The organism is Allosphingosinicella sp. (assembly GCF_046295735.1).
Taxonomy (GTDB): domain Bacteria; phylum Pseudomonadota; class Alphaproteobacteria; order Sphingomonadales; family Sphingomonadaceae; genus Allosphingosinicella.
In genome coordinates, this window is record NZ_JBKBMQ010000003.1 from 1 (window position 1) to 14,771 (window position 14,771).

Genomic DNA, 14,771 nt, shown 5'->3' on the forward strand with positions numbered 1-14,771 from the left:
CAACAAACTCAAGAACTGGCGGCGCATTGCCACCCGCTACGACAAGACGCGAGAGTCATATCTGGGCTTCGTCACCATCGCCTCCGTCAAACTCTGGCTACCCTTTGTCCACGAGGCCTAGGTTTGGTTAAGAGGAGAACAACCATGGCCATTCGGGAAAGAACGAAAGGTCGACCCATCCACTCCCGCTCGAAGCCTTCGGTGCACGTTTATTCGCCGACCGGCGGGCTGTCGCGTGAAACGCTCTCGCGCCTGGTGGCGGCGATGGTTGACTGAACGGCCAGGCGGATCAGGCGGCCAGCTGCCGCAGCTCCGCGACGCAGGATTCGAATACCGCACGCTGCTTGGGGACGGGAAAGGCTTGGGCTGCCGCCCCCTCGTCGAACCATCTTGCCTCCGCGATTTCCTCGGCCTGCAGCTGCAGATCGACCCCGGCGGGGACCATGCAGGCAAAGATGGTGGCGTCTTGCCCGTCATGGTCGAAGGCGCGCTTGCGCTTATATTCGTCTGAATAGACGAACCTGTTTCCCACCGACAGCTGGACCAGTCCCGAGATGTGCGAAAGCCCTAGCTCCTCCGCAAGTTCGCGGCGGATGGCTTCCCCAAGGCTCTCCCCCTCCTCCACGCCACCGCCTGCGAACGTCCACTTACCGGCATGGTATCCGTGCGGCCTCACCAGCAGGATTTGACCCGAGCTGTCCACAACGACGGCTCTCACCTTCTGACGGAGCTTCAGCCCCTGATCGTGAATATAGCTGCTCATAAGATCGCGATAGGCGAGGTGGCCTAAGGCTTCGTGAATACCTAGTCGCAGGGCTTGAGCAGGAGGGCGCAGGTGTGAGTCCCTCGGCGCGAGGGCATGATGGGCCAAAAAACGCCCAGCTTGGTGCAGCCTCACATGGCTAGGACCGCCCGATCCGCCTGGATCTCAGCGCGGCGCTTGTGCCGGATAGCCTCCGGAATGGATGGGCTCGGCCGAACTGTCGAACCCATCGTAGATGGCTCGTGCGGCGGTAGCGATGACGGCAGGCCGGTTGCCTCCTCCGCGGGCAAAGAACGCGACGGCGACACGGCGTCCGTCCGGAAACGTGAGGAACCCTACATCGGTGGTGTAGCGATTGAGGGTGCCGGTCTTGTTCTCCACCGTCGCACCGCTCGGCAGGATTCCCCTGATCCGGTTCGACCCGGTGGCACAGCGGCGCATCATGTCGAGCAGCAGGGCTCGGCTGTGCGGCGTCAGCGCCTCGTTCCCATCGACGAGCCGGAGCAGTTCGAGCATCGCGACAGGCGTGCTGGAGTCCCTGACGTCCCACAAGTCGCGGCGGGCGCTGAGAAGCTGGGCGATGTTGCGATCGACCCGGATGCCGCTTAGCCGATGCGAACGCAGCCAATGATCGACCGCCCGGGGTCCGCCGAGCATTTCGACGAGGAGATCGGTCGCGCGGTTGTCGCTGCGGACCATCATCCGGTCCATCAGGCTGAGCGCCGTCGCTCCGCCGGCCGTTTCATGGAGCGAGCGCCGCCCCGCATCGACTTCCGCGAGGTACGCGGCCGCCACTGCTATCTTCATCGTACTCGCCATCGGGAAAGGTTCGTGGCCGTTGAAGCCGACGACGCTCCCGCTGGTCAGGTCGAGCGCGGCAGAGCCGAAGTCGCCGGGATTTTCAATGGCCGTGGCGGCGAGGCGTTGTTCGAGCTGCTGGAGCTTCGGGGTTGCCTGGGCCCAGGCAGGCTGGGCAACGAAAGCTAATAAATATAGGCCAATCCCGATCAAGCGCATCCGCATCCTCCCGTGGCAGTTCGCCTCGAATCATGGCCCAGCAAATCGGTGCCCGCGAGCATAGAGCGATGAAATCCCGCTGGAATCGGATAAGCTGCGGAACCGGGTGCGGAAGCTCTAGGGTGGCGTAACCAACTTGGAGGGATGCAGTTGAACGACAGGAGCCACGAGCGTGATGATGCGCCTCGGCCTGCTTGCGCGTCAGTTCGCGCAACTGGGCGTGATAGGATTTCACGCCCGGGACCAGTCATCCGTCCCTATCTCCGCCGCTGAGCACAGCATATGCAATGCCAGCAATCTGACAGGGCTCGCAGCTCCAAGCCTTCAGGCCACAATCGGACACACTCGCTAGTTAAAGGAATCTCATGACGCAAACCGCCACATATGCACCCAACACCTTGTTTATTGAAGTTTCCGGCGCGGGCCTGACGGAGGTCGATGGCCTCTACATTCCCTCGACCGCGCCGCCCGCTGAATCCGAATCTGGCACCCTGTCGAGCCGTGGCTACTGGAACGGCAAACCAGCCTGGGACCGAGCCGACGGCAAAGCCGCCCGTAGCCCCGCAATCTCTTATTCCAACAGCTACAAATCGTGGCGCATTTCGCGGCTTGATGGTCATCTTGCCTATGAGATCACCTGCGACGCCGCGCTGCCGCCCGCCGACCGGCCCTGGAATGTCTACAAGATGGGGATCGCGCCGGCCCCGTCGGTGACGCTGCACTATTGCGATCCGCGGCTGCCCTGCCCGCACCCGAATGTCGTCTTCATTCTCGGCGGTCCCGGTGCCGGCAAGGGCACGATGTGCGAACTGGCGAACATCCAGCTTGGATGGACCCATCTGTCCACCGGTGATCTGCTGCGCGCCGAACTGAAGGCCGGCGGCCCGACGACCGCGCTAATCAAGCAATTCATCGATGCCGGCAAACTTGTGCCTGACGAGATCGTGGTCAGACTGCTAAAGGATGCGATCGAAAATACTATCCGGCGCACCGGCAATCGCAACTTTCTTATCGACGGTTTCCCGCGCTCGTTCAGCAATCTGGACGCCTGGCGCGAGGTGTTCGGACGCGACGGCGACTTGCCCAGGATGATCTATTTCGAATGCCCGCTGGAGGTGCTGATCCAGCGCATTCTGGGCCGCGCGCAATACTCTGGCCGCAGCGATGACAATGTCGAAAGCATGAAACAGCGCTTTGACACGTTCAAGGCCGAGACGTTGCCGATTGTCGAGCACTTCAAAGGCCAAGGCAAATGTGTCGAGGTCGACACCAGCCAGGATCGTCAGACGGTTTATGCTCTGCTGCGCGCACAGCTGGCGGATCTCACCGAAAGCGAACTTCTGGCGCGTCCGCTCAGCGAGGACGCCGAGATTTTGCTGGGCTTGCGGCCTTACCGGAACAAGACCTGACCCGGATCGCCTTGCGCTACACGGCCTGCGTAGCCGAGTGGCAGATTACTCGTTGACGCTTTCAAAGGCTGCCGGTGCGCAAACGGCCAGACTCAGCCAATCGCAAGGTACGCGTTCTCGCCTCGGACCTCCCTCCCCACGGGTGGAGGGCGGCGGGGAAAACCGGGCGGCGATCCGTTCCATCCCGTTCGCCATGGTCGCCAATCTCCTGTGAAGCGTCGCCGCCCCTTCCGGCTGGGGTGATGGCCGACTGTTCAGTGAGGCACCTCGGCTAGGCATTCGGGTCGGGTTGGACCGCGGCGGAAAGTGGGGAGCGCCTGCATGTTCCCATTGGACGATCCCTGCGGCCGCTTTTCACAAAGTCCGGTCGCCGCCCTCGGCCGGTGCCGAGGAAGGCGGGGCGGCGCCGAAGCACCGCCCCTGAGGCAAGCAGTGGGAGACGTCAGGCCGCTTCGTCGAGCCTCTCGAACGACTCTCCGCCGTCGGCTTCCCTGGCCTCTCCTTCCCTCTCCGGCTCCGCCTCCTCCAGCGGCTGGGTGCTGTCAGGCGCCGCTTCCTCCCAAGGCGGCGTATCGTCGTCGGCAGCCGCGGGGCGCTCCGGCGCTGGCGAGAACCGCATCGGCTCCGGCACCCAGGCGAGCGCCCGCTTCTTCACGTCGGCCGGCGTGATCTTCCCGGCGAAGACGCGCTCGGCCGTCTCGCTGAGCTCCGCCTTCTTCGCCTTCGAATAGCCGTAGGCGAACGCCGAGCCGCCGATCTCCTCCAGCGCGGCGAGGGTCATGCTCTTCGGCACCCGGTCGAAGAAGTTCGCGCCGGTGGGCCGCCACCACTTGGCCACATCAATGCCGAGCAGCCGGCCGAGATGATCGTGGAACGGACAGGTCCGCCCGCCGGGCAGGTTGAGGCTCGCCTCAAGCGTTCGCGCGACCGCATACCCTAGCCAAGCCGCCCGGGGCTGGTCGGGAAGCGCCCGGAACGCGTCGAACCGGGCAGCGCGCGTCTCCCCCGCCGTCCAGCTGCGGTCGAGCGTCTCGGCCGCGTCCTCGCGAGCCCGGGTCGCCGCCGCATCGGGCGTCTTGAACCCGAACACCGGCTCGGACGGCGGCAGCGCGAGCAGCGAGGATCCGCTCTTCTCCGACGAGTAGCCCGCCTCTCGGTCGATCATCAGGAAGGTGGCGAGATCCAGCGCCAGAGCCGGATCAGCCGCGACATGGACGGCGAGGATGTCGCGCCGCTGGATCGCCAGCTCGTCAGCAAGTGCCTGCGAGAGCGAGGGCTGCCGGATCGGCGGCGTCGCCACGACGACCGGCGCCTCTTCAGCGTCCGCGCCAGCATCGGTCGCGCCGGGATCGTGCGACTCCTCCGACTCGGCCGACGGCTCGACATAATAGGCCGTGTCGAGCCGCGGCTCGCCTTTCGCGTCGAGCAGCAGGAACGTGCCGATGCGGGGCTTAAGCTCGTCCGGGATCACCGGCGGCTTGTCCGTGATCGCCTCGATCCGGGCGCCGATCTCCCGCACCCGTGCCTCGGCGGCCTCGCGTGCTTCCTCGCCGGTTTCCTCATCCTCGAGCCGGCCGATCAGCTCCTCGGTCTCGGCTTCGAGGGCCTCGACCTCGGCGCTCTCCTCGTCGGTGAGCGGCGGTCTCTCAAGCTGCACGCGCTGCAGTCCGCGCGTGACCTCGTAGCCGGCCCAGCTCTCCAGCGTCGGCCGAACGAAGGCGAAGCCGGACGAAGCCGCCGTCTCGGCGGCGAGCGCCTCCAGCTTCTCGGTCGCGAGCCGTTCCAGTAAAGCGATGTCGAGCCAGCGCGCGTCGTCCTCGTTCGAGAACAGGTCGCGCTCGATCCGTCCGCCGGTCGCGACATAGTCTTCCTCGCCGACGAACCGCGCCCGTCGATCAGACGCGCTCACCGTCGCCTGGGTCATCATCCGGCGGATGCTGTCGGGGTGCTGGGCCATGTAGCTCCGGCTCACCTGCTCGAACACGAACGCCTGCCGCTCCTGGTCGGGGGTCGCCGCATAGGCCTTGGCCACGTCGAGCGTGATCTCGCCTGCCCCGAGCGCATCGAACACGACAGGTGCGAGGCTCGCGAGCCGCAGCCGCCCCTCGACGAACCGGACGGTCAGCCCGAACCGGCGCGCGACCCCCTCAACGTCCGCGCCCTGCTCGATCAGCTGGCCAAAGGCGAGGCACTCGTCGGCAGGGTTCATGGCCAGGCGATGGAAGTTCTCCGCGAGACTCGCCTCTTGCGCGACCGCTCCGCCTCCGATGACGAGGCACGAGACTTCGTGGCCTGCCTCGATCTTGCCGTCGTCGACGAGCGCCTTCAGCGCATGAAGACGGCGCCCGCCCGCTTCGACAGTGAAGGCTCCGCGCGGCTTCTTCGCCGGCGCAACAACGAGGTTCTGAAGCAGCCCGCGGGCGGCGATGTCCGCCTTCAGCTGCAGGTCCGCCTGCTCGTCAGTGCTCCGACGTACGTTGCGCGGCGAGGGGATGAGCTTGTTGAGAGGAATGGTCTTGATCATGTCGGCCTCCGATATGAGCCGGTGCGGCCTCTCCGCACCCCTTGCTCACCGGCTCCCGCCACCTTTTCTCTCCCGGGCCAGCGTCGCGTCGGAGCCCGAGGCAGCGGCCGAGACATCCCTCTGGGGCGCACCGAGCTAGGTCTCCGCCGCACCCAGACCCCGGCCCTATTGATCGTCCCGCGCGCTCCCGTTCTTCATGAGGACGTCCCCATTCTTGGCAGGAGATTAAAGATGGTTTTCGGAAGTCTCGATAGAATTCTGCGTATCAGGACCGTGCTGGAGCGAACCGGTCTCAGCCGCTCGACGCTCTACCGCAGGATCGAGCAGGGGAGCTTCCCCAAGCAGATCCGCATCTCCGAAAGATGTGTCGGGTGGCGAGAGTCGGCCGTTGAAGCCTGGATGCGCAGCCCGACCTCGCACCCATGGGCCGCCCCCTCGGGTGATCTGTTGGGCCTTGGTCTCGACGACGGCTGACCGGCGTCGGCCACTGGCTCTCGTCTCGGAGCGGGAAACGGCGGTCGGTCGTGGCGCTAGGCTGCCCGGCCGAACCGCCCATTCACCACCTTGGCACCCTCACGCAGCTGGTCGAGGTAATCGGACCAGAACCGCATCATCCGGACCCGCTCGTCCCAATGCTCGCCACGGGCGTAGGCTCTCCGGACGCTGCTGCTCTCCACGTGCCCCAGCTGCCGCTCGATCGCATCGGGGTGCCACTTTCCGCACTCGTTGAGCAGCGTGGCGGCCATGGCGCGGAAGCCGTGGGCGGTCATCTGAGACCGGTCATAGCCGAGCCTTCGCAGTGCGGCGTTCATCGTATTGTCCGACATGGGCCGATCCTCGCTCAGGATGCTGGGGAACAGCAGCTTGCCGTCGCCGGTGATCGCCTCGAGCTCACCGAGGATCGCCAGGACCTGATTGGAGAGCGGGACCTTGTGCAGCCGGCGCATCTTCGTGCGGTGCGCGGGAATCGTCCAGACCCGGGTGTCGGGGTCGAACTCCTTCCACTCCGCCAGCCTGAGCTCGCCGGGGCGGACGAAAAGGTGCGACAGAAGGCGCAATGAATGACGAACGGCAAGCTGCCCCTCGTAGCCATGGATCGCGCGGAGGAGCGCTCCGACCTCTTTAGGATCGGTGATTGCTGCGTGATGGTTCACCTTGGGCGTGATCAGGGCCCCTCTCAGATCGAAGGCCACATCCCGCTGGGCGCGGCCGGTGGCGATCGCATACCGGAAGATCGTCCCAAACGTGCTCCTCAGCCTGTTGGCGGTCTCGTAGCGACCGCGTGCCTCCACCTTGCGAAGAACCGCGAGGAGCTCGGGCGCCGTGATTTCGGCGATGGGCCGGTCGCCTAGCGAGGGGCGGGCGAAGTCCGTCAGCCATCGAAGCTTGGAAAGCGTCGCTTCGGAGCGCCGCTCCTTCTCCATCCGCTCCAGCCATTCGTCCGCGATGACGGCAAAGGTTTCTTCCTGGCGCGTGCGCCATTCAGCAATCAGCCGCTTCTTTTCGGCTGCCGGATCCCGTCCCGCTGCGATGACCTTCCGCGCCGCGTCGCGCCTGTCCCGCGCATCGGCGAGGCCGACGTCCGGGTAGACGCCGAAGGCGAGCGTCTTCTCCTTGCCGGCGAATCGGTACTTGAAGCGCCAGTAGCGGGAGCCCTTGGGCGTCACGAGCAGATAGAGGCCTCTGTCGTCGCTCAGCTTATAGGCTTTTTCCCTAGGTCTGGCGTTGCTCACGGCCACGGCTGAAAGGGGCATTGGGGGTATCTCCCGAAAAATCGTGTCGGCAGGTACCCCCGCGCTAGCCTTTTCTCTGTCGGATGCAAACGGACGCTCCGACGCAACTCGACACAAGAAAACCGCAGAAAACTGCGGTTTCTAGGGCCTCATGAAATTGCTTGGGATGCTCTGAAAAGAACAAATGGTGCCCAGGGACGGGATCGAACCGCCGACACCGTGATTTTCAGTCACGTGCTCTACCAACTGAGCTACCTGGGCGTTTTTCCGAAGCGTCGTCGGAAGCAGCGCCTATAGAGGCGCTTCACGCTCGCTGTCCAGCCTCTCTTCGCCGTGGCCGTGAAGTTCCGGATCGGCGGGCGGGCCGGCGACGCGATAGCCTTCGCCCAGCCAGTTGAGGAGGTCGCGGTCGCGGCACCCCTGCGAGCAGAAGGGACGGTGCGGCGCGGCGGCGGGCTTTCCGCACAGGGGGCAGGCGTTACGCGAAGCGGCTCTGGACATGCCCGGACCATATGGGAAGGGCGGGGTCGGCCCGCAAGCCGATCCCGGCGCCGACGCGGCGGGCGAGTTCCGCGGTCCAGTCGGGCTGCCGCTCCAGAACGGCGACCACCGCCGGCGCGGCGACCAGCTCGCGGGGACCCGCGCCCGCCGTCCGCTCGGCCCGGCGCAGCAGCGCGCGGGCCGCGGCCGCCGCCGGGTCGGCGCGGACGATCTCCGGGATCGAGGCGCGGGCGCGGCGGCGGACCACCTGGAGGAAGCCGAAGCCGTTGACGGCGGTTCGCTCGAACGGCGGCGGCAAGGCGGCGTCGAATGCGGCCGCCGCCGCCTGCCGCTCCGCCTTGGCGGCCAGCGTCGGAAGGTCGATGCCGATCGAGCCGCCGATGCCGAAGCGGCGGACGGCGCGCGCGGCGGCGGCGGCGCCGGCGACCGCCAGCTCGGCGGGCGCAAGGCCGCCGTCGACGTCGAACAGGGTCATGGCCGGGGTAAGGCTCATGCGCAGCGCGCCGCCGGGAAAGGCGATCTCGCCGCGCATGGCCTCCTCGATCAGCTCGGACCAGCCCGCTTCCTCGAACCGGTCGGGGCCGGCGGCCGGGTGGCGCGCGACCGGCGCCAGCCGCTCGGCGAGCGTGGGGCCCGGCCGCGGCGGTCCGTCGGCGGCGCGGCATTTGGGGAGCTTCGCGCGTCCCGGCTCCACCGGCGCCTCGCGGACGATCTCGACATGAAGCATCGCCCCCTCGGTGACGCCGGGCGGCAGCGGCTCGATCAGCGCCTCTCCGCCGCCCCCGTCCAGGGCGACGATGCCGCGCCGCCCGGGGATGAGGATCGCCGTCAGCCGCCCCTTCAGAACGGCGCCGGCGCGCAACGTGCCGGGCAGCTCGATCGCCGCCTCCACGATCTCGCCGCCTTCGACGAGGATGGCCCGGCGCTCGCCGATCCCCTCCTCGTACAGCCACTCAGCCAAGGGGATAGCCGGCGGCGCGCAGCAGCGCCCGCGTCTCGTAGAGCGGCAGGCCGACGACGCCGGAATGGCTGCCGGCGATCGCCCGCACCAAGGCTTCGGCGCGGCCCTGTATGGCGTAGCCGCCGGCCTTGCCGCGCCATTCGCCCGAGGCGAGATAGGCGTCGAGCTCGGCCGCGTCGAAGCGCTTGAAGGCGACGGTGGTGACCGACAGGCGGTGGCGCGCCACGCCCGCCGCGTCGACCAGGGTGACGGCGCTGAGCACCTTGTGGCGCCGCCCCGACAGCAGGCCGAGCGTGGCGCGTGCTTCGGCTTCCGTCTCGGTCTTGGGAAGGATGCGGCGGCCGGCGGCGACCACCGTGTCGGCGGCGAGGACGAGCGCGCCGCCGCCGGGCACGGCGGCCGCTTTCTCGCGCGCCATGCGGCGGGCATAGTCGGCGGGCAGCTCGCCCTTTTTCGGGGTCTCGTCGATCTCGGCGGGGACGACGGCGTCGGGCACGACGCCGATCCGGGCAAGGAGATCGCGCCGGCGCGGACTGGCGGACGCGAGGATCAGCCGCATGACGGCCTCCGTGCCTTATTTGAAGCGATAGGTGATCCGGCCCTTGGTCAGGTCGTAGGGCGTCAGTTCGACCAGCACTTCGTCGCCGACCAGGACGCGGATGCGGTTCTTGCGCATCTTGCCTGCGGTGTGGCCGAGGATCTCATGGTCGTTCTCGAGCCGCACGCGGAACATGGCGTTGGGCAGCAGCTCGACCACCTGCCCGCGCATCTCGAGAAGTTCTTCCTTGGCCATCTATCCTCGCGCACCTGAAAAAGTCCGCGCCCTTTAGCCGCTCGACGCCCAAAAGGAAAGCGGGCCGGCCGCCGCGCCGGCCCGCTAAGGTCAGGGCGACGGCGCGGCGGCCGGCGCGGCCGCCGGGGCGGGTCCGTCCGCCGGATTGTGGAGGGCGAGGAAAGCCTCGACGCGGCGGAGGAAGTCGATCGAATCCTCGGGGCGGCCGAAGCCGTGGGCAGCCTCGGGATAGAAGACGGACTCGACCCGCGCGCCGGCGCGGGTGAGGGCGCGGACCATGTCGCGCGACTGGGACGGGGGCACGACGCGATCCTTGTCGCCATGGGCGATCAGGGTCGGCACCTTGAGCCGGGCCGCCTGCTGAAGCGGGGAGACGAGCGAGAGATCGGCCCGGTCCTCGCCCTCCACCTTCTGTCGCCAGGCGCGGGCATAGCGCGGGGCCGAGAATTGGCGGCGGTCGTAGCGCAGCATCGCCCGCAGATCGGTGACGGCGGCGAAGGCCACCGAGCAGCGGTAGCGCTGCGGATCGCGGATCGGCGCCCACAAAGCGGCATAGCCGCCATAGGAACCGCCCATGATGCACACCCGCGCGGGATCGGCGATGCCTTCGCGCGCCAGCCATTCGACCCCGTCGGACATGTCGTCGACCATGCCGGTGCCCCATTGGCCGTAGCCCCGCTCGACGAATTCGCGGCCATAGCCGGTGGAGCCGCGGAAGTTCGGCTGCAGCACCGCATAGCCCCGGCTGGCGAGGAACTGGACCTGCGGATCGAAGGTCCAGCTGTCGCGAAGGTAGGGCCCGCCATGCGGCATGACGATCAGCGGCAGGTCGCGCTCGGCGCGCCCGGGCGGCAGCGTCAGATAGCCGCGGATGGTGAGGCCGTCGCGGCTCTGATAGCTGACGGGGCGGACCTCGGCGAAGCGATGGTCCTGAAGCTTGTCGAATGGCGCCGCGAACGCCTCCATCCGCTTGGCCGAGCGGGTGAAGATGAAGTACATTCCGGGATCGTGGGCGCCGCCGGACCAGACGAGCACCCTGTCGCCGTCGCGGCTGCGGCCCCTGATGCGGTTGCTCTTGCCGGGGAAGACCCTGTCGATCGTCTGCTGGAGCGCCGACAGCTCCTCGTTCAGCCAGCGCACCCGCGGCTTGTCGTCCTCATAGGCCACGCCCTCGACCCGACCGTCGCGGGACACGTAGACGTCGGTCACGTCCACTTCGGGATGGTCGAAGATCGCGGCGCCCATCTCGTCGGCGGCGAAGTCATATTCGTAGACGCCGAAGCGGCCCGTTTCGGCGTTGCTGACGACGATGCCCGTGTTTTCGCCCAGGAAGCGGATCGAATCGATGGTGCTGTCGTCGCGCTGATAGGGGCGGCTTTCGATCCGGCGCAGCGGCGCGCCTTCGGCCTCGCGGTAGAAGATCCGCATCCGCCGGTTGCCATATTCGACGCCGGCGCGCACCACGCCCTGGTCGTCGGCGAACCAGTTCCACACGCCGGTGCGGCCGGTCTGCACCTCGCGCGCGGCGCCGGTGGCGAGATCGATCCGGTAGACGCTCGGATAAGAGAAGGGATCGGGCTGGCTCGACAGCAGGATCCACCCGCCGTCGGGCGCGACATGGATCACCTCGTCGCCGACCAGCCCGTTGCCGGCGCCCGTGGCCCGCAGCTGCCGGGTTTCGATGTCGTAGACGAGCAGGCGGCTGACCGGGAGGGTCATGTTCATGAACGGCGCCAGGATGGTGATGCCGATCAGCAGGCGGCCGTTGCCGGCCCAGCGGATCCAGCGCAGATCATATTCGCCTTTGCCGTCGCCGATCAAAGCAGGCGGCGCGTCCGACCCCAAAGTGAAGATGCCGATCCGCTCCGCCCCGGTGCCGGGCAGGCGCGCCGCGACGAAGCGGCCGTCCGGCGACAGTTCGGGATGGGTCAGGAACGGAAGCTCGGCGAAATGCTCGAGCGGAATGGCCGGCGCGGCCGCCGCCTCGGCGGCAGGCGCGGGCGCGCTCGCGAACAACAGAGCGGTCGCGGCCAGTATATGCTTCAACATCGCGTTCCCCCCAGTCGCGATTCCCCCGATGGGGGCGACCCTAATCGGACGCTACCGCGTTGGAAAGCCCCCATAAAAAGCCCCGCCCGGTATGCGCCGGGCGGGGCGAGTGGGATCGTCGGGGCGCGGCGGGATCAGCCGCCGGCGCCCGCCAGCGCCGCGAGCAGCAGCAGGGCGACGATGTTGGTGATCTTGATCATCGGATTGACCGCCGGGCCGGCCGTGTCCTTGTAGGGATCGCCGACCGTGTCGCCGGTCACCGCCGCCTTGTGGGCTTCGGAGCCCTTGCCGCCGTGATTGCCGTCCTCGATATATTTCTTGGCATTGTCCCAGGCGCCGCCGCCCGACGTCATCGAGATGGCGACGAACAGGCCGGAGACGATCACGCCGAGCAGCAGCGCGCCGAGGGCGGCGAAGCCGTTCGACTGGCCGGCGACGAGGGTGATCAGGAAATAGACTACGATCGGCGCGAACACCGGCAGCAGCGACGGGATGATCATCTCCTTGATCGCCGCGCGGGTGACGAGATCGACGGTGCGGGCATAGTCAGGCCGCGCGGTGCCTTCCATGATCCCGGGATTGTCGCGGAACTGGGCGCGCACCTCCTCGACCACCGCGCCGCCGGCCCGGCCGACCGCGGTCATGCCCATCGCGCCGAACAGATAGGGCAGCAGCGCGCCGAGCAGCAGGCCGACGATCACGTAGGGATTGGACAGGCTGAAATCGACGGCGACGTCGCCGAAGAATTCCTGAAGGTCGGTCGTATAGGCGCCGAACAGGACGAGCGCGGCGAGGCCCGCCGATCCGATCGCATAGCCCTTGGTCACCGCCTTGGTGGTGTTGCCGACCGCGTCGAGCGCGTCGGTGCGCACCCGGACGCTGTCCTCCAGCCCCGCCATCTCGGCGATGCCGCCGGCATTGTCGGTGACGGGGCCATAGGCGTCGAGCGCAACCACCATGCCGGCCAGCGCCAGCATCGAGGTCGCGGCGAAGGCGATGCCGATGAGGCCGGCGAGCTGGTAGGCGACGATGATGCCGATGCAGATGACGAGGGTCGGCAGCGCCGTCGATTCGAGGCTGATGGCGAGGCCCTGGATGACGTTGGTGCCGTGGCCGGTCTCGGACGACTTGGCGATCGACTTCACCGGCCGGTAGTTGGTGCCGGTATAATATTCGGTGATCCAGACGATGAGGCCGGTGACGGCGAGGCCGACCAGCGCCGAGAAGAACAGGTCGTGGCCGGTGAAGCCGCCGGTGCCCGCCACCACCTGGGGCGCGGCGTCGAGGCCGCCCGCGGTGCGGGGTCCGCCGAGCAGGGTGTCCATGTCGCCCAGCGTCAGCATCATCGCGACGTAGATGGCGGGCACGGACAGGCCGGCCGTCAGCCAGAAGCCCTTGTAGAGCGCGCCCATGATCGACTCGGTGCGGCCGAGGCGGACGAAATAGGTGCCGATGATCGAGGTGATGATGCACACGCCGCCGATGATCAGCGGCAGCGACATCAGCGGCAGCAGCGCCGCGCCGCCGGTCGCGCCGACCAGCAGGGCGATCAGCACCATGGTGGCGCCGACGGTGACGACATAGGTTTCGAACAGGTCGGCGGCCATGCCGGCGCAGTCGCCGACATTGTCGCCGACATTGTCGGCGATCACGGCCGGGTTGCGGGGATCGTCCTCGGGAATGCCGGCCTCGACCTTGCCGACGAGGTCGGCGCCGACGTCGGCGGCCTTGGTGAAGATGCCGCCGCCCAAGCGGGCGAAGATGGAGATGAGCGAGGCGCCGAAGGCGAGCGCGACCAGCGCGTCGATCACTTCGCGCTCATTGGGTTCGTGACCGAGCACGCCGACCAGCACGTAGAAGAAGATCGCGATGGCGAGCAAGGCGAGGCCCGCCACCAGCATGCCGGTGATCGCGCCCGAGCGGAAGGCGACGGTGAGGCCCTTTTGCAGGCTGGTGCGGGCGGCCTCGGCGGTGCGCACGTTGGCGCGGACCGAGATGTTCATACCGATATAGCCGGCCGCGCCCGACAGGAAGGCGCCGACCACGAAGCCGATCGCCGAGGTAAGGCCGAGGAAGAAGCCGACGATGACCGCGACGATCACGCCGACGATCGCGATCGTCGTATATTGGCGGCCGAGATAGGCCTTCGCGCCTTCCTGGATGGCGCCGGCGATTTCCTGCATGCGCGGATTGCCGGCGGGCGCGGCAAGCACCTGCCGGCTGGTCACCAGGCCGTAAAGTACTGCGAGCAATCCGCAGCCGATAGCCACAAGCACCACTGTCATTTGAGCGTCCTTCCCCTGATTAGATCCGGGCAGGTCTGACCCCCGAAGGCGAATGCGCCCGGTTCGCGGAAGGTTGTGTGCGGCTGTTCCTGGGGTTTCAAGCCCCTTTTTACATGGGCCGGGACGCGCCGCGCCCCGGCTCCGGAAGGTGTTCAGCGGGTAAGGCGGGTGACGCTGCCGCCGCCCTGCACGGCGGAGGTGAGCGCCGGATCGCCGAGATACCGGATGCTGCCGCCGCCCTGCACGCTGGCGGCGAGGCTCCGCGACGGCCCGGCGAGGATGTCGCCGCCGCCGCGCACCGAAGCGGAGACGCTCGCGGCTTCGAGTGCGCGGAGATCGATCCGGCCGCCGCCGGAGACCGCCGCCGCCACCGAGGCGCGGCGCGGGAAACCGCCCGCCACCTCGATCGCGCCGCCGCCCTGGATGGCGAAGGCGTCGACGTCCGGCGTTTCCACCAGCACCTCGAAGCGCCGCTCGCCCGAGCAGCGGCTGCGGCACGGGCTGAGCCGGAGGCTCTTGCGGTCGACCTCGATGCGGCTGTCGCCGGCGTCGCCGCTGACCAGCGTCACCCGCTGCACGCGGGCGTGGCGCACCGTCACCTTGCCGCCGCCCTGCAGCGCGATCGAACGGAATTCGGGCACCGGCACCACCGTCTGCGCATGGAGGATGGCGGGCGCGGCGGCGGCGAGCATGGCGGCCAGGGCCGCGGCGAGGATCGGGGCAGGTTTCATGGCAG

The 14,771-nt window shown here is 67.9% G+C and carries 13 protein-coding genes and 1 tRNA gene; 2 read left to right on the plus strand and 12 right to left on the minus strand.

The annotated features are described in order from the left end of the window. Nucleotides 1–289: 289 nt before the first annotated feature. Nucleotides 290–763: an NUDIX hydrolase gene (locus ACK4K7_RS03830; protein WP_431863878.1), complete on the minus strand. Its 474-nt coding sequence runs from the start codon at nt 761–763 to the stop codon at nt 290–292. A gap of 165 nt (nt 764–928) precedes the next feature. Continuing rightward, nucleotides 929–1,780, minus strand: a complete 852-nt coding sequence (locus ACK4K7_RS03835; protein WP_431863879.1) for a serine hydrolase — start codon at nt 1,778–1,780, stop codon at nt 929–931. Nucleotides 1,781–2,145: 365 nt separating this feature from the next. On the opposite strand from ACK4K7_RS03835, the gene ACK4K7_RS03840 reads away from it, so the two are divergent. Next, nucleotides 2,146–3,189 carry a nucleoside monophosphate kinase gene (locus ACK4K7_RS03840; protein ID WP_431863880.1) on the plus strand — a complete coding sequence of 348 codons (1,044 nt, stop codon included), beginning with the start codon at nt 2,146–2,148 and terminating at the stop codon, nt 3,187–3,189. A 442-nt stretch (nt 3,190–3,631) separates the two neighbouring features. Here ACK4K7_RS03840 and ACK4K7_RS03845 read toward each other — a convergent pair whose 3' ends face one another. Then, nucleotides 3,632–5,713, minus strand: a complete 2,082-nt coding sequence (locus ACK4K7_RS03845) for a ParB/RepB/Spo0J family partition protein (protein ID WP_431863881.1) — start codon at nt 5,711–5,713, stop codon at nt 3,632–3,634. Between the two features lie 231 nt (nt 5,714–5,944). Here ACK4K7_RS03845 and ACK4K7_RS03850 point away from each other — a divergent pair, with 231 nt between their 5' ends. Then, complete coding sequence (locus ACK4K7_RS03850) at nt 5,945–6,187, plus strand: helix-turn-helix transcriptional regulator (protein WP_431863882.1); 243 nt, start codon at nt 5,945–5,947, stop codon at nt 6,185–6,187. 56 nt (nt 6,188–6,243) lie between these two features. Here ACK4K7_RS03850 and ACK4K7_RS03855 read toward each other — a convergent pair whose 3' ends face one another. The 9 genes from ACK4K7_RS03855 to ACK4K7_RS03895 all read right to left on the minus strand — a co-directional run bounded on the left by ACK4K7_RS03855 (nt 6,244) and on the right by ACK4K7_RS03895 (nt 14,766). Next, nucleotides 6,244–7,467, minus strand: coding sequence for a tyrosine-type recombinase/integrase (locus ACK4K7_RS03855; RefSeq protein ID WP_431863883.1), 1,224 nt, complete (start codon nt 7,465–7,467; stop codon nt 6,244–6,246). Nucleotides 7,468–7,631: 164 nt separating this feature from the next. Next, nucleotides 7,632–7,707 (minus strand) — tRNA-Phe (locus ACK4K7_RS03860). Nucleotides 7,708–7,737: 30 nt separating this feature from the next. Beyond that, on the minus strand, nt 7,738–7,947 hold the full coding sequence (locus ACK4K7_RS03865; protein ID WP_431863884.1) for a DNA gyrase inhibitor YacG: 210 nt from the start codon (nt 7,945–7,947) through the stop codon (nt 7,738–7,740). Further along, the gene (locus ACK4K7_RS03870; RefSeq protein ID WP_431863885.1) at nt 7,925–8,908 is read right to left on the minus strand and encodes a ribonuclease; all 984 of its coding nucleotides are present in this window, start codon (nt 8,906–8,908) and stop codon (nt 7,925–7,927) included. The genes ACK4K7_RS03865 and ACK4K7_RS03870 overlap by 23 nt, the downstream gene beginning before the upstream one ends. Continuing rightward, complete coding sequence (locus ACK4K7_RS03875; protein ID WP_431863886.1) at nt 8,901–9,467, minus strand: Maf family protein; 567 nt, start codon at nt 9,465–9,467, stop codon at nt 8,901–8,903. Before ACK4K7_RS03875 ends, ACK4K7_RS03870 begins: the two co-directional genes overlap by 8 nt. A gap of 15 nt (nt 9,468–9,482) precedes the next feature. Then, nucleotides 9,483–9,701, minus strand: a complete 219-nt coding sequence (gene infA / locus ACK4K7_RS03880) for a translation initiation factor IF-1 (RefSeq protein ID WP_003049127.1) — start codon at nt 9,699–9,701, stop codon at nt 9,483–9,485. Between the two features lie 90 nt (nt 9,702–9,791). Further along, nucleotides 9,792–11,750, minus strand: a complete 1,959-nt coding sequence (locus tag ACK4K7_RS03885) for an alpha/beta fold hydrolase (RefSeq protein ID WP_431863888.1) — start codon at nt 11,748–11,750, stop codon at nt 9,792–9,794. Nucleotides 11,751–11,884: 134 nt separating this feature from the next. Beyond that, on the minus strand, nt 11,885–14,035 hold the full coding sequence (locus tag ACK4K7_RS03890; protein WP_431863889.1) for a sodium-translocating pyrophosphatase: 2,151 nt from the start codon (nt 14,033–14,035) through the stop codon (nt 11,885–11,887). A 152-nt stretch (nt 14,036–14,187) separates the two neighbouring features. Then, nucleotides 14,188–14,766, minus strand: coding sequence for a GIN domain-containing protein (locus ACK4K7_RS03895; RefSeq protein ID WP_431863890.1), 579 nt, complete (start codon nt 14,764–14,766; stop codon nt 14,188–14,190). Nucleotides 14,767–14,771: the final 5 nt, after the last annotated feature.

What these genes read in the sequence shown, in the direction of transcription:
- ACK4K7_RS03830 (WP_431863878.1), bottom strand. Translation starts at nt 763, where the DNA reads ATGAGCAGCTATATTCACGATCAGGGGCTGAAGCTCCGTCAGAAGGTG.
- ACK4K7_RS03855 (WP_431863883.1), bottom strand. Translation starts at nt 7,467, where the DNA reads ATGCCCCTTTCAGCCGTGGCCGTGAGCAACGCCAGACCTAGGGAAAAA.
- ACK4K7_RS03885 (WP_431863888.1), bottom strand. Translation starts at nt 11,750, where the DNA reads ATGTTGAAGCATATACTGGCCGCGACCGCTCTGTTGTTCGCGAGCGCG.
- ACK4K7_RS03865 (WP_431863884.1), bottom strand. Translation starts at nt 7,947, where the DNA reads ATGTCCAGAGCCGCTTCGCGTAACGCCTGCCCCCTGTGCGGAAAGCCC.
- ACK4K7_RS03875 (WP_431863886.1), bottom strand. Translation starts at nt 9,467, where the DNA reads ATGCGGCTGATCCTCGCGTCCGCCAGTCCGCGCCGGCGCGATCTCCTT.
- ACK4K7_RS03895 (WP_431863890.1), bottom strand. Translation starts at nt 14,766, where the DNA reads ATGAAACCTGCCCCGATCCTCGCCGCGGCCCTGGCCGCCATGCTCGCC.
- infA (WP_003049127.1), bottom strand. Translation starts at nt 9,701, where the DNA reads ATGGCCAAGGAAGAACTTCTCGAGATGCGCGGGCAGGTGGTCGAGCTG.
- ACK4K7_RS03890 (WP_431863889.1), bottom strand. Translation starts at nt 14,035, where the DNA reads ATGACAGTGGTGCTTGTGGCTATCGGCTGCGGATTGCTCGCAGTACTT.
- ACK4K7_RS03835 (WP_431863879.1), bottom strand. Translation starts at nt 1,780, where the DNA reads ATGCGCTTGATCGGGATTGGCCTATATTTATTAGCTTTCGTTGCCCAG.
- ACK4K7_RS03850 (WP_431863882.1), top strand. Translation starts at nt 5,945, where the DNA reads ATGGTTTTCGGAAGTCTCGATAGAATTCTGCGTATCAGGACCGTGCTG.
- ACK4K7_RS03845 (WP_431863881.1), bottom strand. Translation starts at nt 5,713, where the DNA reads ATGATCAAGACCATTCCTCTCAACAAGCTCATCCCCTCGCCGCGCAAC.
- ACK4K7_RS03840 (WP_431863880.1), top strand. Translation starts at nt 2,146, where the DNA reads ATGACGCAAACCGCCACATATGCACCCAACACCTTGTTTATTGAAGTT.